Origin of the sequence: Pullulanibacillus pueri (genome assembly GCF_014639255.1) — a bacterium.
Lineage (GTDB): Bacteria > Bacillota > Bacilli > Bacillales > Sporolactobacillaceae > Pullulanibacillus > Pullulanibacillus pueri.
The window spans coordinates 13,667-34,987 of sequence record NZ_BMFV01000012.1; the positions used below are offsets into that span (position 1 = coordinate 13,667).

16 protein-coding genes and 2 pseudogenes are annotated in these 21,321 nt (G+C 38.9%); 4 read left to right on the forward strand and 14 right to left on the reverse strand.

What is annotated here, in order from left to right; all coding sequences use genetic code 11:
* Window positions 1-14 precede the first annotated feature (14 nt).
* A pseudogene (locus IEV91_RS09210) lies at window positions 15-122 on the forward strand (transposase); the annotation flags it as partial.
* 157 nt (window positions 123-279) lie between these two features.
* On the opposite strand, the gene IEV91_RS09215 reads toward IEV91_RS09210, so the two are convergent.
* The 5 genes from IEV91_RS09215 to IEV91_RS09235 all read right to left on the reverse strand — a co-directional run bounded on the left by IEV91_RS09215 (window position 280) and on the right by IEV91_RS09235 (window position 8,744).
* Entirely contained in the window at window positions 280-753 is a 474-nt protein-coding gene (locus IEV91_RS09215; protein ID WP_229745500.1) for a DUF1062 domain-containing protein, read from the reverse strand.
* Window positions 754-1,325: 572 nt separating this feature from the next.
* Window positions 1,326-1,817: a DinB family protein gene (locus tag IEV91_RS09220; protein ID WP_188497141.1), complete on the reverse strand. Its 492-nt coding sequence runs from the start codon at window positions 1,815-1,817 to the stop codon at window positions 1,326-1,328.
* A 667-nt stretch (window positions 1,818-2,484) separates the two neighbouring features.
* Window positions 2,485-4,935, reverse strand: a complete 2,451-nt coding sequence (gene parC, locus IEV91_RS09225; protein ID WP_188497142.1) for a DNA topoisomerase IV subunit A — start codon at window positions 4,933-4,935, stop codon at window positions 2,485-2,487.
* A gap of 3 nt (window positions 4,936-4,938) precedes the next feature.
* The gene (gene parE / locus IEV91_RS09230) at window positions 4,939-6,903 is read right to left on the reverse strand and encodes a DNA topoisomerase IV subunit B (protein WP_275584369.1); all 1,965 of its coding nucleotides are present in this window, start codon (window positions 6,901-6,903) and stop codon (window positions 4,939-4,941) included.
* A gap of 320 nt (window positions 6,904-7,223) precedes the next feature.
* Window positions 7,224-8,744, reverse strand: a complete 1,521-nt coding sequence (locus tag IEV91_RS09235) for a carboxypeptidase M32 (protein ID WP_188497144.1) — start codon at window positions 8,742-8,744, stop codon at window positions 7,224-7,226.
* Between the two features lie 246 nt (window positions 8,745-8,990).
* Between IEV91_RS09235 and IEV91_RS09240 the strand changes: the two genes are divergently transcribed.
* Together IEV91_RS09240 and IEV91_RS09245 are read left to right on the forward strand one after the other, a co-directional pair.
* Window positions 8,991-9,191 carry an alpha/beta-type small acid-soluble spore protein gene (locus tag IEV91_RS09240; protein ID WP_188497145.1) on the forward strand — a complete coding sequence of 67 codons (201 nt, stop codon included), beginning with the start codon at window positions 8,991-8,993 and terminating at the stop codon, window positions 9,189-9,191.
* Window positions 9,192-10,326: 1,135 nt separating this feature from the next.
* Window positions 10,327-11,748: an amino acid permease gene (locus IEV91_RS09245; RefSeq protein ID WP_188497146.1), complete on the forward strand. Its 1,422-nt coding sequence runs from the start codon at window positions 10,327-10,329 to the stop codon at window positions 11,746-11,748.
* Between the two features lie 334 nt (window positions 11,749-12,082).
* Here the strand turns inward: IEV91_RS09245 and IEV91_RS09250 are convergent, their stop codons facing one another.
* From IEV91_RS09250 to IEV91_RS21675, 3 genes are all read right to left on the reverse strand, one after another.
* The gene (locus tag IEV91_RS09250) at window positions 12,083-13,804 is read right to left on the reverse strand and encodes a methyl-accepting chemotaxis protein (RefSeq protein WP_188497147.1); all 1,722 of its coding nucleotides are present in this window, start codon (window positions 13,802-13,804) and stop codon (window positions 12,083-12,085) included.
* Between the two features lie 500 nt (window positions 13,805-14,304).
* Window positions 14,305-14,673, reverse strand: a complete 369-nt coding sequence (locus IEV91_RS21670) for a FusB/FusC family EF-G-binding protein (RefSeq protein WP_229745501.1) — start codon at window positions 14,671-14,673, stop codon at window positions 14,305-14,307.
* Window positions 14,674-14,711: 38 nt separating this feature from the next.
* Complete coding sequence (locus IEV91_RS21675; protein ID WP_229745502.1) at window positions 14,712-14,939, reverse strand: hypothetical protein; 228 nt, start codon at window positions 14,937-14,939, stop codon at window positions 14,712-14,714.
* 194 nt (window positions 14,940-15,133) lie between these two features.
* On the opposite strand from IEV91_RS21675, the gene IEV91_RS09260 reads away from it, so the two are divergent.
* Complete coding sequence (locus tag IEV91_RS09260) at window positions 15,134-15,583, forward strand: hypothetical protein (RefSeq protein WP_188497148.1); 450 nt, start codon at window positions 15,134-15,136, stop codon at window positions 15,581-15,583.
* A 369-nt stretch (window positions 15,584-15,952) separates the two neighbouring features.
* Here the strand turns inward: IEV91_RS09260 and IEV91_RS21680 are convergent.
* The 6 genes and pseudogenes from IEV91_RS21680 to IEV91_RS09290 form a co-directional block, all read right to left on the reverse strand.
* Window positions 15,953-16,445 (reverse strand): annotated as a pseudogene (locus IEV91_RS21680) (peptidoglycan-binding protein); the annotation flags it as partial.
* A gap of 447 nt (window positions 16,446-16,892) precedes the next feature.
* Window positions 16,893-17,159 (reverse strand): CD3324 family protein, encoded by a 267-nt coding sequence (locus tag IEV91_RS09270; RefSeq protein WP_188497149.1) that lies wholly within the window; start codon window positions 17,157-17,159, stop codon window positions 16,893-16,895.
* A gap of 226 nt (window positions 17,160-17,385) precedes the next feature.
* Window positions 17,386-18,135 (reverse strand): class I SAM-dependent methyltransferase, encoded by a 750-nt coding sequence (locus IEV91_RS09275; RefSeq protein WP_188497150.1) that lies wholly within the window; start codon window positions 18,133-18,135, stop codon window positions 17,386-17,388.
* A gap of 50 nt (window positions 18,136-18,185) precedes the next feature.
* Window positions 18,186-19,574 carry a bifunctional metallophosphatase/5'-nucleotidase gene (locus tag IEV91_RS09280; RefSeq protein WP_188497151.1) on the reverse strand — a complete coding sequence of 463 codons (1,389 nt, stop codon included), beginning with the start codon at window positions 19,572-19,574 and terminating at the stop codon, window positions 18,186-18,188.
* Between the two features lie 84 nt (window positions 19,575-19,658).
* Window positions 19,659-20,222 (reverse strand): signal peptidase I, encoded by a 564-nt coding sequence (gene lepB / locus IEV91_RS09285; RefSeq protein ID WP_188497152.1) that lies wholly within the window; start codon window positions 20,220-20,222, stop codon window positions 19,659-19,661.
* Between the two features lie 152 nt (window positions 20,223-20,374).
* Window positions 20,375-21,316, reverse strand: coding sequence for a phosphotransferase (locus IEV91_RS09290; RefSeq protein ID WP_229745503.1), 942 nt, complete (start codon window positions 21,314-21,316; stop codon window positions 20,375-20,377).
* Between the last annotated feature and the right edge of the window lie 5 nt (window positions 21,317-21,321).

Sequence of the window (21,321 nt, forward strand, 5' to 3'; positions counted from 1 at the left end):
GAGAAACTTAGAAAGAGATAATAGAAGTAGAGGCTTGTAAGGATCATATCCATATGCTAGTAAGAATGCCACCAAAGATAAGTGTATCCTCTTTTGTTGAATATCTTAAAGGGAAAAGTAGTGCGGTTGGTAAACCTTTCAGAGCCCTTTGAAGGGCTGACAAGTAACAAAGGCTTTCAGCTTCAGAATAAACCACCCATTCACTCGGGTGGTTTTGATTGTTAATTAAGAAACGAACTTGACCATTTAGAGAATAGCTATAACAACGATACCGGACTATTATGTCAGAGCAACTATACACCAATCACCTATGACTGTCATTTGTAAATTATCTATGACTTTTCTCTTTATATTAATGTTGGGATTAAGTAAAATAGCTCCATTCTCAAATAATTTATTTACCTTTGACCTTGAAATGCCAAATATTTCTGCTAGTAGTTTATCTATTCTAAGACCAAAATCATATTTATAGCAAAGTCGAATAGTAATCTCGTTAGATAATGAATCGACTTTTTCTTTTCTTAACTCATATCGTATATCCGTATTCACATCATTACACAGTTTTCTTAACTTTTTAATTTGAAAAGCATAGTACCAAGTTGTCTCTTTATCATTATTCATAAACTTTTGAATTAGCATGGAATCAATGTTATTAATATTGACTCTTGATAAAATAGGGTAATTCCAAGTTCCGTCACAATGTATACAGTTATAAATTAACCAAATATCAATGTTTTTGTGATTCGCATTCACCCTAAATTTCTCACTACAATAAAATTCTGTGTTCGTTTTACATTTACTACAATTTCTTTTTATTTAAGGTGTTTCCTTAGCAAGGATCTCATAAGTAAATAAATGATTAAAACTCATTAACCAGTTCCTCCTATTTGTTCAGAGGAACGCAAAAAACGGTTGAATGGAGAAAGATTTCCCATAGAAAAGCGGAATACCTTATAGGTACCCCGCTGGAATTAATACAACTGACTATCCTGCGTTCCCTGTAATGGCTAAAAATAGGCACACTTCTCCCTCATTAAACAATATTGTTCAAAAAAAGAAATGCACTTTTTAGTTGCTTAACCATTACAAGTATGCTGGCAAATCAAATTCCACCTTCCGTACTTCTCCTGTATTATTAGTATATCATCATTATTTTTCTATATCAACAATTACCATTGTTTTGACAATTCAAAGATATAACTATTTACTCTATCGCCTCGTTCTATATATTCACTTCTATATTGAGTATTTTTACCGCCATCCTCAAAAGATCTTCTTAACTTTTCGCCCTTAAAGTGGAATAACTGTAAAGCTAATTAGGCTTTTTAAAAGCTGCGTTTCCCTGCCCAAGCTCCTTGCATTTTACTCAATAATACAATTTGACCGATATGATACGCGTCATGCAATGCTAAACTCTTCAATTCAAGTACTAATGATCTTTCTCCGGGGATTTGTCTATACAAATCTTCACGGTCAGATTTTGCTAGTATTTTTTCAAGTTCCCTATGAACATGAAAGTATTCTTGTTTTGTTTCCTTCCAATTTTCAAGTGTCTCAGTTGGTAATCGAAATGTAGATGCATTATTTTCTGCCTGTGGTTCATTCGCTGTTTCACCAAGAAAACGCATCAGAAGTCTCTTTTCATAGAAAAGTAAATGACAAACTAATTCCCATATGGAATTCATTTCTCCCTTAACCGGCTTCCAAATTGCCTGTTCAAGAGTAATATCCTCTAGCACCTTTTCAAGTGGTGGAAACCAATCTTCTTCATCTAAGCAGCTTGTCCATTGCTGTAACAAAAGTGTCTTTACATCCATTTTCTATTCCCTCCAATTTAAGATAAATCCATTGGTCCGAACTTCATTTTCGACATGTTGTTCTGGCATAACTTACAATTTCGAGATAAACCCTCTCATTTCCTCCCTCATTCCATAACCAGGCTCGGTGATTGAATAGAGCTAAAGACGATTCTTCCACTTAAAGCCCTTTTGTTTAAACACAAACATTCTCAATCAACTATTTTTGGATTAACGTAAAATTCCCAAAAACAACTCTAATGAGAGAAAACATAAAGAGACAGACAATTTTAATCGGCCATTATTAAAAGTTATCAAACCTTTTTCTTAATGAGCAGTTTTTTATACAGCCTGATATTTAGGCATTCGCCTTCACACAATTTTGGAAAACGAACGAAAAACATGCCTACTTATTCAGTTGAGCATCAATAGTTTATTTACCAAAATGCACCGTCAACACAAAATGATTGGAGCGGAAGTGCGTTCTAACGCTGATCCTACCCACGTCAAAAAATCGTAAAACACGATTTTTCTGTGAGGGCTTATTCTCTTAGTTCCTGTGGGTATGAGAAAAGCGAGCGTTCTGAGGTGGAAATCTACACCTCAAGATGACCAGAATTTTATATTTTCTTATTCCTTTTTTAAAAAAAGACCAGAACGTGTCTGGTCTTAGTGTATATCTATAAATTTATTCGGTTTCTTCAGCTTGCTCATTCAATTCCAGTGGGATCCAAGCATCAGTTAGTGCGCCATCTTCCTCTTGATCTATATAGTAAGACCCATTATTGTAGCGGTCTGCAGATCGCAGAGTATTGACGTGAAGATCAACGATTTTTCCTTTTGAGCTTTCTAAACGGATATTTGTATTGTCCTCGACAAGGAGTGCTTTTACAATACGGTGCGGGGATGCTTTTAATTCCCGTAACATGATTAATCCGCGACGTGCTCTTGTGGATTTTTCTAATTCACGATAGATAGACATCTTCTTAATCGCTCCCCTTTGGGTGGCAATAAGAAGATCAGGGTTTGAACCCACCGGGAAGGTTAAACTACTGACAACATAATCATCGTCTTTTAAATTAATACCTTTTACTCCTGCAGCCCTTTGGCCAACAATACTGGCTTCACTTTCATCAAACCAGAGACCATAGCCTTTATTGGTCACAATGAGAACATTGGCAGTACCATCGGTTAAAGCAACATCCACTAATTCATCACCTTTTTTTAATTTTAAGGCCATCAGTGGTTTGGAGCGACGCTGAGCTTGATAATTTTCTAACTCTGTGCGTTTAATTTGTCCCAATTTAGTGGTAAAGGTCAAATATAATGGCGATTTAAACTCACTAATCGCTATAGCATCCACGATTGTTTCATCTTTATCAATGGGAACCATTTGAGCAATATGCTGGCCCATCTCTTTCCAACGTTTATCGGGAATTTCGTGAATCGGTATATAGAGATAATTTCCTTTATTCGTGAAAACCAGTAACGTATTGGTGGTATTCGCTCCCGATTGCCAGAGAATTCGGTCGCCCTCTTTCATGGTGATGTCCTCTGTATTAGAGGCGGCATAAGAGCGGAGACTCGATCGCTTTATATAACCTTCTTTGGTTAAAGCGACCATGACATCTTCGGAAGCAACCGTCACTTCTAAGTCAATTTTAATCTCTTCTATTTTTTCTTCTATTTTCGTTCGGCGTGGATCCGCATAACGATCTTTGATATCCTTTAATTCCTTTTTGATGACCGCAATGAGTTTTTTTTCAGAGCCTAAAATAGCTTCCAAACGAGCAATTGTTTTTTCCAGTTCGTCGGCTTCTTTTTGTAAGGTCTGAATATCTGTATTGGTCAAACGATAAAGCTGGAGATTCACAATGGCTTCTGCCTGAGGCTCCGTAAAGCCAAAGGCATTGGATAAATTCGTTTTAGCATCTTTCTTGTCTTTTGACGCTCGAATCGTTTCTATCACTTCATCCAGGATTGAAACCGCATGAATTAAGCCGTCAACAATATGACGACGATCTTGCGCTTTGGCGAGTTCATATTGCGAACGAAGGGTAATGACTTCTTTTTGATGCGCTATGTAAGCCTCTAAAATAGGCTTAAGTCCCATAAGTTTTGGGGTTTTATTAACAATAGCGACCATGTTAAAGTTATACGTAATTTGTAAATCAGTATTTTTATAAAAATAGTTCAGGATTCCTTCAGCGTCACCATCTTTTTTTAATTCAATGACAACACGCGTTCCCGTTCTGTCCGTTTCATCACGAACTTCAGCGACACCTTCAACCTTTCGATCCAACCGGAGTTCTTCCATCTTTTTAACTAAATTCGCCTTATTGACCTCATAAGGAAGTTCGGTAATTGTGATTTGTTCACGACCAGCTTTTAAAGGTTCTATCGTGGCCTTTCCTCTGACTACTACTTTTCCCTTACCGGTACTATAAGCTTTTTTTAAGCCTTCAACTCCCTGAAGGATCCCTCCCGTTGGAAAATCCGGACCTTTAATCAATGTCATTAGATCTTCAACCTTACAATCAGGATTCTCCATCGCCATGATTGTTGCGTCAATGACTTCTCCTAAATTATGCGGTGGAATATCCGTCGCATAACCCGCAGAAATACCCGTCGAGCCATTAACAATAAGGTTCGGAAATTTCGATGGAAGAACCGTAGGCTCTTCAATAGAATCATCAAAGTTCGGAATAAAATCGACTGTTTTTTTATCTATATCTCTAAGTAACTCAGAAGCAATAGCAGAGAGCCGTGCCTCTGTATAACGCATCGCAGCAGGTGGATCACCGTCAACGCTCCCGTTATTGCCGTGCATTTCAATCAAGACATTACGGACCTTCCAATCTTGACTCATACGCACCATCGCATCATAGACCGAACTATCTCCATGAGGATGATAGTTACCGATCACGTTACCAACGGTTTTCGCTGACTTACGGAAAGGCTTGTCTTGTGTATTGCCATCCTGCGCCATCGCGTAAAGAATCCGCCTTTGCACAGGTTTGAGGCCATCCCTTACATCTGGGAGGGCCCTTTCTTGAATGATGTATTTACTATATATTCCGAAGCGATCTCCAATGACGTCTTCTAAGGGTAGATCGAGTAATTTTTCAATATTCGCCATGGGTTACAGCGCCCCTTCTGTTACTGAAATGTTTTCATTATCGAGGATATTAGTCTCTTCATCTAAACCAAATGCTACGTGGGACTCAATCCACTTCCGTCTTGGTTCAACCTTATCTCCCATCAGGACAGCCACACGTCGTTCTGCCCGGGTATCATCATCAATTTTTACTCTAATAAGGGTTCTTGTTTCTGGGTTCATTGTGGTTTCCCAGAGTTGGTCAGCATTCATTTCGCCAAGCCCTTTATAACGCTGAATGATATACCCTTTACCGATTTTAGCGATCGCCTTCTTCATGCCTTCTTCGTCCCAAGCATACTCGATCACTTCTTTACGACCTGTCCCTTTGCTCACTTTATAAAGGGGTGGAAGCGCAATATAAACTTTCCCCGCTTCGATAAGAGGACGCATATAACGATAGAAAAAGGTGAGGAGCAACACTTGAATATGCGCACCGTCAGTATCCGCATCGGTCATAATAACAACTTTATCGTAATTACAATCCTCGACATTAAAATCAGGACCAACTCCGGCTCCTATCGCATGGATAATCGTATTGATTTCTTCGTTTTTAAAGATATCACCAAGCTTAGCCTTTTCAGTGTTAATAACTTTACCCCGCAATGGAAGCACCGCTTGAAAAGTGCGATCGCGCCCCTGTTTAGCAGAACCTCCAGCAGAATCACCCTCAACCAAGTAAAGCTCGTTCTTTTGACTGTTTTTTGAGGATGCAGGCGTTAACTTTCCGCTAAGAACAGTATCTCGTCGTTTGCCTTTTTTCCCATTTCGGGCATCTTCACGGGCCTTTCGAGCAGCCTCTCTTGCCTGAGCTGCTTTTATTGCCTTTTTTATGAGCATTTCACTTGTTTTTGGATTTTCCGCCAAAAAGTAGGAAAGTTGTTCAGAGACAACCGCATCAACTGCGGAACGTGCTTCACTTGTCCCAAGTTTGCCTTTAGTCTGTCCTTCAAACTGAAGCTTATCTTCTGGCACACGAACAGAGACAATACCTGTAAAGCCTTCTCTAATATCAGAACCATCGATGTTCTTATCCTTTTCTTTTAAAAGCTCGGCATTCCTCGCATAGTCATTAAACGCCCTTGTCACTGCGGTTTTAAAACCAGACTCATGAGTTCCTCCATCCTTTGTTCTTACGTTGTTCACAAAAGATAAAATGTTTTCTGAGTAACCATCATTGAACTGAAAGGCGACTTCAACTTCAATGCCATTGCTTTCGCCTTCAAAAGCCGCAACAGGATGGAGAATATCTTTATCCTCATTCAGGTATTCAATGAATGCCTTAATTCCCGTTTCATATTGATAGGACTCTTCTTTATTATCGCGTTTATCAATCAATGTGATTTTAAGCCCTTTTAATAAAAAGGCAGCTTCACGTAAACGCTCACTTAAGGTATCAAAATTATAATGTGTCGCACTAAAAATCATGGGATCAGGTTTAAAATGAATTTCTGTCCCCGTTTGTTTACTCTTGCCTATATTCTCTAATGTTGTTACTGGATGGCCGCCGTTCTCAAAGCGTTGTTGAAAGACGCCACCGTCTCGTTTGATGGTAACCACTAACCATTCAGATAAGGCATTGACAACTGAAGCACCAACCCCATGCAAACCTCCAGATGTCTTGTAACCACCTTCATTCCCAAACTTTCCTCCGGCATGGAGAACGGTGAATATGACTTCTGGTGTCGGCTTTCCGGTTCGATGCATACCAGTAGGCATTCCCCGACCTTTATCTATAACACTCACGCTATCATCTTTATGAAGCGTGACAATAATTTCATTTCCATAACCCGCTAAAGCCTCATCGACTGCATTATCTACAATTTCATAAACCAAGTGATGAAGACCACGGGCATCCGTAGAGCCGATATACATGCCGGGGCGTTTTCTAACAGCCTCGAGTCCTTCTAGAACCTGTATTGTATCATCGGTATATGTTGATTTTGCCAAATAAATAACCCCCTTCACCCTTCTCAGACTCCTGACATTAAGCATATCAGAACATCTGTTTCTAATAAAGGTCTTTCTATATGTTAATCTCATTACTACAAAATGTTGCACTGCTTCAAACGACTTTATTTTCAATTATTGGTCTATTAAGGGGGCTTGTCAAAGCATGTGAGACTTTTTTCAACTGTTTTTTCCTTCAGAAAAACACTCGTATACAATAAGTCCTTCTCTTTTCGAGTCTCTATTCCATTAATAAATCCTAAAATAAAAAGATGAATCGATCATTAAAAGGTGCTGACATTCTTGTTCATTAGTAAAGCTTACTCAATACGATAAATTCCCCGATACTTCTTTGTCAAATATTGAATTAAATAGGTCGCATTTAAGGATTCATGTGTCGCCTCTTGCACAATCTGAATGGGTTTTTTTAATGCCCCATATTGATGAATATGCTCAGTGAGCCATTGACGTATCGGTGCAATATCTCCCTCGATTAAAGACTTATTTAAAGAAGGAGAATCTTCCAACATTGCATGCTTAAATTGTGCAGCGTAAACATAGCCTAACGCATAAGAAGGAAAATATCCAAAATCTCCCCCTGCCCAGTGAATATCTTGAAGCACACCTTCACGGTCATTAGAAGGCCTTATCCCTAAATACTCTTCCATTTTCTCATTCCAAATTCCAGGTAAATCTTTCACCTTTAAATCCCCATTAAAGAGTCCCTTCTCAATTTCATAACGAACAATAATATGAAGAGGATAGGTCAATTCATCTGCTTCTATTCTAATAAGAGAAGGACCGGCGATATTGATTGCCCGATAAAAATCGTCAAGAGAAACCCTATCAAATGCGCCATTTGCATATTTTTTAAAAGGAGAATAAAAACTTTCCCAGAATTCACGACTTCTGCCTAATAAGTTTTCAAAAAATAAAGACTGAGATTCATGGATGCCCATCGATGTTCCCTGACAAAGAGGCGTACCGATGAGTTTATGGGAAATATTCTGTTCATAGAGAGCGTGCCCACCTTCGTGAATAGTCCCAAAGATAGCCAATCTAAAATCCGATTCATTATAGTTTGTCGTGACTCTAACATCCGCTGGATTTAAAGTCGTTTGAAAAGGATGTGCTGTCTCATCTAACCGTCCAGCTTCAAAATCAAATCCCATCTGCTGAAGAATATAATGACTAAACGCTTGCTGTTGTGGCTTAGGAAAATGACAAAATAAAAAATCAAATGGAGGTCGACTCCCCGTTGCACTTATCTCCCTAACCAAAGGAACAATGGACTCTCTTAATTGCCCAAACACTTTATCTATAATATCAACGGTAACGCCGGGTTCATATAAGTCCAACAGTGCATTATATTTATTTTCTGTAATTCCCCAATAGCCCACCATCCGCTTTTTAAAAGCGATCAATTTTTCTAAATAGGGTTGAAGGCGAGCAAAATCGGAGGTTGCTTTTGCTTCTTCCCATATAGATTCCGATTGGGACTGCAAAATCACATAGTCTTTATATTCATTCGCTGGAATATTGATATTTTGATTATATTGCTTCTCACATTCTTCAACCGATCGTTTCGTCACATCTGTCAAATATATTTGAACTGAAGGATCCGTTAATGCCTCTATGTAATCTTTCATTTCAGTTGATATTGACATATTAAAAACATCTTCTGATAAAGTCCCTATCACTTCAGAGCGTTGCTTTATACCCTTTTTGGGAGCTCCTGTTCTCAAATCCCAACCTATAAGGGCTAAAGCTTCTTCATAATTTTTCATTTTAGCAATGTAATTAAAAAATTTTTTCTCGATCGCTTGAACAGCTTGTTTCATCGGTCTGTATCACTACCCTTTCTTAGTTTACACTAATATTAATTAATAATGGGACAAAACGTAAAGATTTTTTCTAAATAACTATACGACATAACGAAATGAAAATCCTCTAAACTTAGTCTCAATCCTTTTTTTCTTACGTGAATTCCCTTTTTTTAACGCTGAAAATAAAAATAAAATTTTTAAGTATAATTGGCTCAAAATGACGCAATCTATAAGTACACAACGATAAAGGAGTGATTAAATATGGCAAGTAATAACAGCAATCAAATTTTAGTACCAGGAGTAGAACAAGCAATTGATCAAATGAAGCAGGAAATCGCTCAAGAATTCGGTGTTCAATTAGGTGCAGACACAACATCTCGCGCTAACGGTTCCGTTGGTGGAGAAATTACCAAACGTCTTGTAGCAACTGCTCAACAACAAATGGCTGGAAGATTCCAGTAATTGAATAAAAATGGCTTTAAAGACACTCGCCTTGCGAGTGTCTTTATTTTAATTTCAGAATTTATAAGTTTAACGATTATAGTGTTGATCGCCACTCCAGGTCGCTCACTTACCTCATGCCCACACGATGTGAGTAGGGTCGGCGTTCGACGCACCATCGGGGTCCCCGAAAAGTGTTCTTTACTTTTTGGGGTAGTTGAGGTGCTAGCTTTGACGTTGTCACACGGATGACGGTTTTAGTCGAAGTTCCTTAATGACGTGACGTTTTTAGCCGATCGACCTTAGTGGCCTCAGCTAACTTGGGAATGGTTTATCTGTGTGTTCCAAAGTATTTATGATTAAAAGTCAAAATCACCTGTTCCTGCGTCTGCTCGTATTGCTTCGTCGCCAGCTTTCTCGGAACAACTCGAAGTTTACTCGTGAAGTCACGCTGGTTGCTGTCCCCGAAGAAGCCAGAGCGCCTTCCGTTCCGATCAACGTTGCTGCCGGTGCCTTTTGGGATTAAAATCTTATTCCGTGTTTTAATAAGGACCGGGCATGCTTTTTCGCCCAGTTTTTCTTATATAGAAGACGCGCACGAAACAAGAGTGAAACTAACAAATCAGCATTGCGCCTGCACAAAACAGGCAGTTAGCTACAAAAAGGATCACCGGGTATCCAATTGATCGAAGCACAAGGTGCCCTCGCTTTTTCATATACCACCACTTTGATTCCGAAAATATTTTTATTAGTGGTCTAGCTTCAGGATCGCTCCAAGACTGGGGCGATTTTAATCAAAGTCCTTTAATTTTTTTATATCTGTTTTTAACCTTGGGACCCATGCTCATCCCCATTATCCCGCCCTCTTCCACCTCATTCACTTGATGATTAACTATAACTTTTGGTATGATAAATTTTTGCAGCACTGAGACAGAGACCACGCGTTTAGTCTAGTTTTTCTTATTTTGCGAGATTAAAATTGTGTTTTAAACGCAGGGACTGGCAAGAGATGGCTCCTCGCTTTTCTTATCAAGGTATTTATTCCCAAACCAAAAAGGTTGTATTCATTGTTATTTCTTTATATACTTTACTACGTTAAATAATTAATAAACTAAACTCACCTGAGAACAACAACGAGAAAAGGAGTATTAAATAGATGTCATCAAAAGCAAAACTTAGTGTATGGGTCCTCACCGCCTTGGTTGTCGGGAATATGGTAGGATCAGGGATTTTTATGCTTCCCAGTAATCTGGCACAGGTTGCCCGTCCAGGCGGCGTATTATTAGCGTGGATCTTCACAGGCGTTGGGGTCCTTTTTATCGCCCTTATTTTTGGAAATCTTGCCGTTAAACGACCGGAAATGACAGGCGGGCCACAAATTTATGCGAAGGGTTTATTTTCACAAGGCAGCCGTCTTTCTTCTTTAGCCGGCTACTTCGTCTCTTGGGGATATTGGGTGGCGAATTTTGCAGGAAACGTTGCCGTTATTACCTCCTTCGCCGGATACCTTTCTACATTTTTTCCGGTTCTTAATAGTTCATCCATAGTTCTATCTATAGGGCATTTTAATTTAACCGTTGGGCACTTATTGACTTTTATTATTTGCTCTGTTTTATTATGGGGGCTTCACTTTTTAATTCTTAGAGGTATTGAAGGCGCAGGAAAAGTGAACTTAATCGCAACGGCGGCTAAACTTATTGGATTCTTACTTTTTATCATTGCAACACTTTTTATTTTTCAATCGAGCAATCTGGTTCCCTTTGCAAGTCCTAAAGTGGTTGATGGGCAATCCATTGGTTTGTTAGGACAGTTAAATCATGCTGCTGTGGCAACGCTTTGGGCTTTTGTTGGTGTAGAATCTGCGGTTGTCTTCTCATCAAGAGCTAAAAAGGTTCAGGATGTCAAGAAAGCCACAATCTTTGGATTACTTATTGCTACAGGCGTATATATTGCGATTACATTATTGGTGATGGGATCATTAAACCAATCTGCATTGAGTCATTCCTCTAAACCGCTTGTTGATGCCTTAACGGTAGCGATTGGCAGTGGTGGCGGCTATCTCTTAGCAGGACTTGCTGTTGTTTGTCTCTTTGGATCTACCATTGGCTGGATTCTTCTCAGTGCTGAAGTCCCATACCAATCTGCAAAACAGGGTCTGTTTTTAAAAGTTTTTGGCCATGAAAATAAGAAAGGAACGCCCACCAAATCTCTCGTTATCACGAATATCGCAACGCAAATATTGATATTTTCAACGATTTCGAGTTCAATTGCAGATGCATTTAATTTTGTTACTACAATTGCCACCCTATCATACCTTTTACCTTATTTGGTTTCGGCGTTGTTTCAAGTCAAATTAAGTTTTACGGACTCTTTACAAAAGAAAACTCCAGTGTATAGTCAGTTTATCATTGGTTTTTTAGGAACGGCTTATGCCCTGTATGTCGTTGTTGCTGGGACTTCTGATATGGAGACCTTTTTATGGGGCATTTTCTTTGTTGGCGTTGGGATTGTCTTCTATCCCTTTATTCTTTTTCAAGAACGCCAAAATAAGGTGATGCTCTCATCCAAAAATAAATAAAGTAAAATAAGAGCCTCTTCGTTCTAGGTAATCACCCTAGAGCAAAGAGGCTCTTTTTAAAAGACTAGGAATTATTAAATTCTGGTCATCAGGCCAGTGCTGATCTCCGTTCAAAAACGTTCGCTTTCCGCAGGCACGGTCTTAGTTAATTTGCTATTTATTTGGTTCCCAAGTGGATCTTCGAACACGTCCTTTTCCCGTCGGAGTCTCGCGTCTTCTACTTCAATCAGTGGGATTGCTGACAGTGCCTTTTGGTATAAAGCGACTTAAATACAAAGGCGATCCATCTATCGTTTTAGCGGAGGAACTATTTCCTAATGCCTAAAAATTACCGTTATAACTTAAAGCGTCTGACGAGTTCATTAAGGGTTTCAGCTTGTTTAGCAAGATCTTCTGAGTTCGCCGAAATCTCTTCCATTGCTGCACTTGTCTGTTGGACAGAAGCAGAGGTTTCCTCGATGCCTGCTGCGGCTTGCTCTGAAATGGAGGAAACATTTTCTACCGATTGACTAATGGTATGACTATTATCGGCAATTTGCTGTAATACTAGTGAGATTTCACTCACTTGTTTATTCATACCTTTAACAGCTTCATTGATGGCATTAAACTTTTCGCCTGATAAATTAACCTGATCGGTACCTTCTTTCACTTGATCATACCCTTGCTCGAGTGTCGTTGTTACATTGCTGGATTCGACTTGAATATTATTGACAATCGTAGTAATTTCATCAATCGAAGCCGAAACTTGTTCAGAAAGTTGACGGACTTCATCAGCGACAACGGCAAAACCTTTACCATGTTCTCCTGCTCTTGCAGCTTCTATCGCCGCATTTAAAGCTAAAAGATTCGTTTGATTGGCAATAGAATGAATCACATCGACAAGTTTCGTGATGGCTTGAGAATGCTTAGCGAGTCCACTCACCTTCTCAACAGAGGTTTTTACAATCTCATGAATGGCCTGCATCTTATCGACTGAGGTTTGCATCATTCTATTACCTTCTTCAGTCATATCTAGGACTTCAAGGGACGTTTGTTCTATGTACTCCCCATTAGTTCTTGCCTTATAAATCGTTTCATTTTGTCCAGAAACAACTTCAAATACAGTGGTGACAGACGATGCTTGATTTTCTGCCCCTGAAGCCAATTCCTCCATCGTAGCAGCAACTTGCTCACTGCCTTCTTTCACCTCACGGGAGGATTGGGACAATTCCTCACTTTGACTGCTGACACGATCGGATACCTGTACCATTTCAACAACCATCGCGTGTAAGCTGTCTTTCATCTTATTCACAGCTCCACTGAGTTGGCCAATTTCATCATTGCTTTTATCATTCAGTTTTTCAATATTTAAATGCCCCTGGGAGACCTGAGAGGTTAGAACCACGACGCTCTCTAGTCTTCTTCTAATGATCCGAGTGATGAAATATATAGCCAGACCTCCAAGCAGCATCGAAATAATGACACAGGTGATGAGCAATATAACCGCTTGATTGAGGGATGATTTAGCATTATTGATCGCTGTTGTTCTTTCGTTATCGACAATTTGGCCTAACTGGTCCAGACTGACTGTCGTCTGCTCACGCAGTGTCTGCGTTTCTTTTCTCAGTTTCGCAATGCCTTGGTCATCTTTTCTTCCCACAGAAGACACGATCCCGTTTAAAAACAAATAATCAATCTGATCACTATTGCGTTTCACCGTGTTGAAAAGTTGCTTTTGTTCTGGGGTATCCATTTTAGGTTCTAGCGCTTTTTCATGCGTCGCAATTTGATCGACGCGTTGTTTGAACTGTGTGATAAACTGACGATCGTTAGAATAAATATAATCCGCAATCCGAATGTCCTTTTCTCGAAATATTGAGGCCATTTCTTTCAGCTCGATAGAACGATCGCCTCTCCTATGGACTTGATCAATATTTTTACTTACCGTATTTAATTGAATTGCCACAATGATGACGGATAGAGCAAATAAAAGGAGTGTAACAATGAATGCGCTACTATACTTCCAACCAATGCTAATATTCCTCCATTTTATTCTCTCTAAGTTTAACTTTTTCACATCGCATCTTCCCCTGTCTTTTGTATGATTCTAGATGCACCCCGTTTGAAAATATGGACTCTTATTTTTTATCGGTGATTTTTGGTATTTTTTCAAGTTAAAATACTTAAAAAAGTATTTTGCATTTTAGTGATCTACCAAATGGTCGTTTAAGATCTTTAGGATCTAAAAAGAACATCAATGACTCATCTATTAGAAAGCCGGGCGAAATCATGCCCAATCCTTATTAAAGTGCTGAAAAAAGTTTTTAATACCAAAATGCATTGTTGCCAACACCAAGTGGTTTGGAGCGGAAGAAGCGAGACTCCTTCGGGAACAGCGCGAGTCCGAAGATCCACTTGGGAACCCTAATATTTCATTCCCAAGTTAGCTGAGGCCGTGCCCGAGGAAAGCGAGCGTTCTGTAGCGGAAATCCACACTGTCCTGATGACTAGAACTTTATACATTCAAATTCTTAAAAAAAGAGGAGCAGCTGGCCCCTCTTTGATTCCCGTTCCCATTTACTTTTGCAATCGTTCTATAAAGGTATTTAATTTATCCAACGTCGTAAGATTACGATTACAATTTAAACTATCCTGACAAATATAGTTGCCTCTTTTAATGGACATATCTCTTCTTATTCCTTTTACCTTAGCGACAAATAAACCAACCTCTCCATGCTTACCGCATAATGTACAAATGCCCTTTTGTTGAAGGGGGTCAAAACTCCCATAAATCCCTGTCAGCTTATTTTGATAGTAAGCGATGATATATTTTCGGTGATTCGCTCGGATATCAATCCAGCTTATATAAGAATGTTCTTTGAGATCAAAGTCATCAAAAGAAGGGCTTTTAAGTTTCTTTGCTTTAGGAAATAATCCCTTTATCATTGGTTCTGTGAGGCGTGTAAAGGGGATGACATAGGGTTTTAATGTGGCAACATAATGTTCTCTCTTTCCCTAATTGCAGCAATAGGTTTCAGCAATTCTCTTTGTTCTCCATTGAGTTGATGGAAGAGATTAAAGACTCTTTCCTGACTTAGCGATTTTTGAGCATTCAATACGTTGATATCATTCACAGTCGAATAGGCTTTAATAGGCATTTCCGTTTGATACTTGATGTAATTGAATTGATCACTTTGAATAAAAGGTTCCATGTGACACACTCCTTGCAATAACCTTAACCTGGGGCTTCTTTTATTTTAGAAAATAACCCCTGACAATACTATGTAAAATTTGATTTCAAAATAAAATAGCCCTAAATATGGGGAAGTAATTCCTCTTTTAACGGTGGTTATAATTATGTATAGTTATAATGAGTTTAAAATAAACATAAGAAAAGAGGTAACTTATGACAAACTATAAAAACACAACTATAAATCACGATTTGATAAACGAAGTCAAGGAAAAAGAGAAAGAAGGATCTAAGGCATTATTAAATTTTTTATCACACCAGGATATAAATACGCTTCATCAGCTCTCTTTGGTATTTAAGGGTGGCTCAACAAGATACCCCGGTTTTAGAATAATGACCCTTGTGCAATTCCCTGTTTTTTTTGCCACAGGTTTAATCATTGTTTTTAGTATGGTAACATCAAACTCAACATTTGAATTTGTACAATATATTAAATTTGCTTTTGCAGTGTTTTTAGCAGTACATGGTTCTATTATGATGTTTAAGATTCATGGTTATAAAAAGGAATCCGCACTCATAAAGAGCTCTAAAGATCTTTTATCCAAAGAGAAAATCATCTACATGATTGACTTTACATTAAATGAAAAATATAAAAATCTCTCATAATTAATTATGAGAGATTTTTATATTTCTTTCTTAAGAGATTAAATCTTTTGCTGCTGACACTAGCGAACCAATGGCTACAACTGCGGCAGTCACTCCAACAGCTACCTCACCAGCTCCTGAAACAAAGGCAAGTACTGTTCCTATAATAACAAATCCTAATACAAGGTCAGCTACAGCCAGTTGTTTAGTAGTTTCCCATGTGAAAATAGGCTTGCTGACAGGTACTGGTTCAAAATCGGGGTCGTCTGGATCTTGTGTGTTATCAATAGTGTAAGATACGGATATCTTAAGGTGAACCGGCTCGCGTGTATTAAGTGGAAGAGTCTGCTGAGATATTAACTCTACTTGGACAACTGGCCTAGTAAAGGTGTAATCTGGATTATACCCTCCATCTTCATAGATAGGAAAGACCTTTAATCCTGCATTAACAATATTGCCTAGTTCCTCTCTTGTGAGTGCTTTTGACCTAACTCCGCCATCACCATCACCCACATTACCTGTTAAATAACGGCCTACATAATCGAATTCTGCGCGTTTGACAGCTTGAGCTAGTGAACTTGTTAAAATTGTTGCGGTATCACAAGCTAAAGCATCACGACCCGTATCACCCGCACTTGATAAAAGTTGCTTGATTGTTGTCATGTTCGCTACACCAGTAATAGGAAGAACCATAAACTCTTGGTACTTTCTAACAGCAGATTTCCACTGCCTCATCATATATACCGTCAAAAGGGCCCGTGTAGTAACGCCCATTAACATATAGTGCATATTGTAAGATTTTCACGAAGTTGTGGCGAGAATCATTTAGGGACAAAGTCGGGCAACTAGATGTTGTACCATTCCCGAAATAACCATTTGCCACATACGGCTAAATGCGGTGTCGGGTTGGTTCCGTTTGTCTAAATTTGGATCAGGGGCAATGTCGGCATTGTCCAGCTCTCGCGTATGTCGTTGGACAACTTTCTGTTGATCGAAAGGCCCTCTTATTCAAGACAGTCACGTCAAGGCGTTACAGAGTATTTCACATTCTATAACTATGAACGTCCCCACTGTCTTAGGGTTACCTCTGACAAAACCTGCTACTGTAAGGATAGACAATTAGACTGGATCCTTCCAAAATGTTAGGGGTTATTTCCATTTATGGAGATAGAAGTGCCTCCCACTCTTATTCCAAGTAAGCTTTAAGCAAAAAAGACCCACTTTATTTTATAATAAGTGTCTTAATAATGGGGTCTTACCTTATTTTCTTTATTACAGAAAAATAAGCACTGAGGATCCACTTAAGGATCGCCAGTGCTTTGTCATTTATTTATTTTCGTGAATAAACGATTTTTTTGATGGATTCGATCGAGAGGAAATGTTCTTGTGCTAATTGTTCAATCGATTGCCCTTCTTTAAAGGCACTTTTAATTGTCGCATTTCGCTTATCTATAGCCCTACGACCTCCTGAATAAGTCCCCCATTTGTGGTAACTCGTCACTGGCTTTGGGATATATATCGTTTCACCTTGCACATATTTTTGAATTTCTTCAATCAATGCCTCTGGTAACTTCGTCGCTGCTTTAACTGGTCTCATTGTATCAGCCCCTTATTTTTAATGCATGAAATAAGGTGCAAAACCAATGATTGAAGGCGATGCAGCTTGGCGATGTTTAATTAAAATGCCACCCCATGCAAAGTATCGCCGTTTCAATCCTAGGCTTTGCATGAGACGCTTTTGACTTTGGCATATCACTCGTATATACCATGCGATTCACCTCCTAAACTATACAGTATCATACTAAAATTAATTTTACATATGTTCATTTACTTGCTTTAATAATAAATGTCGTCGGGAATTTTCTCGCTTTATACAAAGAATAATAGCGGTCGGAAACATCTGCATCTCCATCGCAAGCCGCCGGGACATCACTTTCTATTAGGGCTTCAATAGTAAATCCCACTTGAATGAGTGTGTTAATATATGTCGCTAATTTTCGCTTATGAACGACCATCGGTACACCTTCACCTTTAAAATTTTCAAAGGTCATTAGGTCTTCTTGTTGATAAGAACCTTCAAGATATACCTTGCCTTCTTCCATTTTTAAATGAGCGTATAAAGGATGATCCCAACTAAAGATAAATTGCCCACCCGGTTTGAGATAGTTATAAATCAGTGTGAAGGTTTGCTGTAATTGAGTCGTCCATCCAATTGCATAAATAGAAAAGACAACATCAAAGTAGTTTGTCGGTAAACCAATATCCTTTTCCATAGGGGCACAATAGAGATGAGTGTCCAAACCCTTTAAGGTCATCTCAGCCGCCTTTTTCTGTGATTCTGATAAGTCCACACCCCATAACTCACTTACCCCCTGGTCTGCCATATAGCGTAAAGAGTGTCCGCTTCCATAGCCAATCTCTAGCACTTTCTTATTTTTGAGGTCTCCAAATAAGCCGAGTTCCTCTTCTGTCTGCGTAAAAGGACCGTAGCTCGGCAAGGCGTCTTTCCCATTAAAGTGATGGGCGACTTTATTCCACCCTTGTTTATTTTGATCGATAATCTTAGAATTCATTTTTCCCTCCTTTATTCAATAGAAGACAAATTTTTTGGAATATCAGCGCCTTAAAGGATAACGGGACTGTTTTCTTTCCATCTATTTGTAAAGGCCTTTTTAAGAAACTCATCCTGATTAGCATACATGCGAATCACTTCACGGATTTCTTCAGGTCGATAAGTTTCGTTCCTATTGTTTGCAAGGCATTCATAACCCGACCCGCGCTGCAAATAATCAGACGTTGCAACGCTATACCACTTCTCTTCATCCAAGGGGGTACTACCGATCAAAATTTCAGAGAGGGTCTTCCCGTCATGCACAATGGTGGCACCAGAAACATGCAAGCGACCAACATATTTCCCTCTAAAACCTGCACCTCGTCCTTCAGAAAGACATAATTGAACATCAAGCGATTCTTCTAATGCTTGTTTAATATATTTGCCTTGAATTTCAAACGCCGTTGGATTTAAAGGTGACGGACATATCTCGATTAATTTCTTTTGTGTCAGATAATCAGAAACGCCAGCATTGACAATACCACTATTGATAAGACCAATATCACAATTGAGCATATCCTTAAGTCCATCAGCAATTAAATTCGTGAGTGGATTTTCGTTTATTACATCATGCCACAATGGCTCTTGGATGGAATAAAGGGGCTGACTTAATACCTCAATGGCCTTCTCTTTATTCTTCTTCACAATAGACGTTACTTGTTCACTTATTGGAATATCAGCGGTCGCTATTGTTTTAGAATCTAGCAACTTCACGTGACCGTTCTCAATCTCAAGTTCAAGTAATCCAATATATTCGCCATAACAGCCCGCACTATTTAAAATAGTTTCTCCAATAACTTTAGCTTCTGGATAAAGCTGATGATCATGGGCAGAGATAATCACATCGATACCTGTGAGTGCTTCTGCAAGTTCGTTATCAGCGAATGTTCCCACGTGATTGAGAATAATGCAAAGATCATACTGCCCTTTGCAACGCTCCAATTCATGAACAAGGGCTTTCTTATAGTCAGTGATTTGAATACCCAAGCCTTCATTAAATTCGCCAAGATCAGGAGAAGAACCCGTAATAAAGATTCGAAGCCCACTTTTCTCAATAATCGTGCTGGAGAATACCCCATTGATCTTTGTTTGATCCTTTTTGAACAAATTATTACTCATAAATGGCATTGGACTCTGGCTTGCCATTAGCTCAAGCGTGTCCACACCATTGAACATCTCGTTATTTCCAATGGTTAAAGCATCATAGCCGACTGCCTCTAAGAGTTCAATGGCTGCCATCCCTCTTGTCCCTTGCAATTCAATGCTTTTAAAATCAGCAAAGTCTCCACCATCAAGAACAAGCGTATGTTCATCTTTAAGGTCTTGAATAAGCGTGGCTACTCTTGCAAAATTTTCAAAATGGCTATGGAGGTCATTTGTATGTATGATAGTGAGTTTCATCTTTTTCTCCTCTATTATTACGATTATTATTTTGTCAATGCCTTAACTCATCTATAACTAAAAACATTTGAAGCTTTAAATCTATTATTTGCTAGCTGAGTACACATTAACTTCCGAAAATGGATAGTAACGAAGGCTGACTTTTCCGACAACTTGGTCTATATCGATAAACCCAAACTCTCGGCTATCCGAACTATTGCGGCGGTTATCGCCCATAACCCATAGTTTACCTTTGGGGACGCGTTGTTTTCCAGTTAACTCTTCTAGACTAAAATCATAATCTAATTGGCCATTTGATAGCTTCTTTTTATATTTATCGAGATAAGGTTCATCCACCTTCTTTCCATTGCGATATAGTTGATCATTTTGATAAACAATAGTATCTCCAGGAAGTCCAATCACCCGTTTTACATAGTCTTTAGTCGAGGTCGCATGGAAAATAATGATCTCTCCATGTTTTGGCATAGAAAAATCATAATTGACTTTATTCACAATTAATCGGTTACCATTGTGTAACGTAGGATTCATAGATTCTCCTTTAACCAAATAATTTGCAAAAATGAAATTTTTCACGACTACAGCAAGGATGATCGAAATCCCAATGGCTTTGATCCAACTGAATATCTCGCTCCTATTCTTTTTAACCACGAATCCTCCTCCTTTTACCAGAAAACAATAATGAAGGATTTCGCCACCAACCACAATTTCCCTTCTATAGAAATAAAAAACTCTCCATCTTTATGTTTACTCTGTCACTTATAGACCCTCTAATATTTCGGTAAGTTCTTGGTAGTGTTCGGCTAACCAAGCCATTTCTTCTGAAAATCGAAGTGGCGGACCGCTCTCCTGATCCATTTTAGAATGGATCCACCATGTACTCTCCATGTACCACAGTAAGCGCAATGACGTGTTAAATAGTCTTGTGTTACCTGTTTTTCTTCACGATAACCTTCAATAAAGGCATGTGCAGCTGAAAGATTTAGTGCCCCTTGATCTAATGCTCCCGAAATCACCGCTCGAGCGACATCTAATTGTGGGTAATCAAATTTCATTCGATCAAAATCGATGATGGCCTGTAGATTATTGCCGTTAAATAATAAATTATCCACCCAAAGATCTCGATGCGCCCAACCCCATTCATGAAGATTAAAATCATTAAACGTTATATATTCAGTCGTTCTTAATTGGCTTTCTACAATAGAAAGGAGGTGAGTTTTCCCTTCATCATTAACCTCATCCAAAGTGTTTCGCCAATACATTAAACGTTCTTTAGGACTCGGAGGTTTAAATTCTGGATATGCTTTCGCCTCTAAACGGCCATCATTTAATAACTGATGCATTTTCCCTGTGGTTTTACCTAATTGATACATCTGGTTGGAGGTGAGTTGGCCTGGAGGTACTACATCCCCTTCACAGAATTCCATGACCAAATAACGCTCCCCATTGTCTGATTCAAGCAAAAACTCCTCGCCATATGGCATCAGTCTTGGACAGGCTATTCCTTCTGCATTTAGTCTATTTTGCTGAACAAAAGCAATGAGCAATTCTTCATTGCTATATAGTTTGAAGCGCCCTTTATTATACTGCTTGATGAGAAATTGCCCTGAATCTGTGGTCACTTTCCATTTTAAGTTGAGCCAGCCACGATTGATGGCTTCAGTCTCTCTTATCGTCACCCTAAAAAGTCGCTGAAAGCACTCAAGAATATCCTGTTTAATTTTTTCATTTGTCATGACTTCCATGGTTT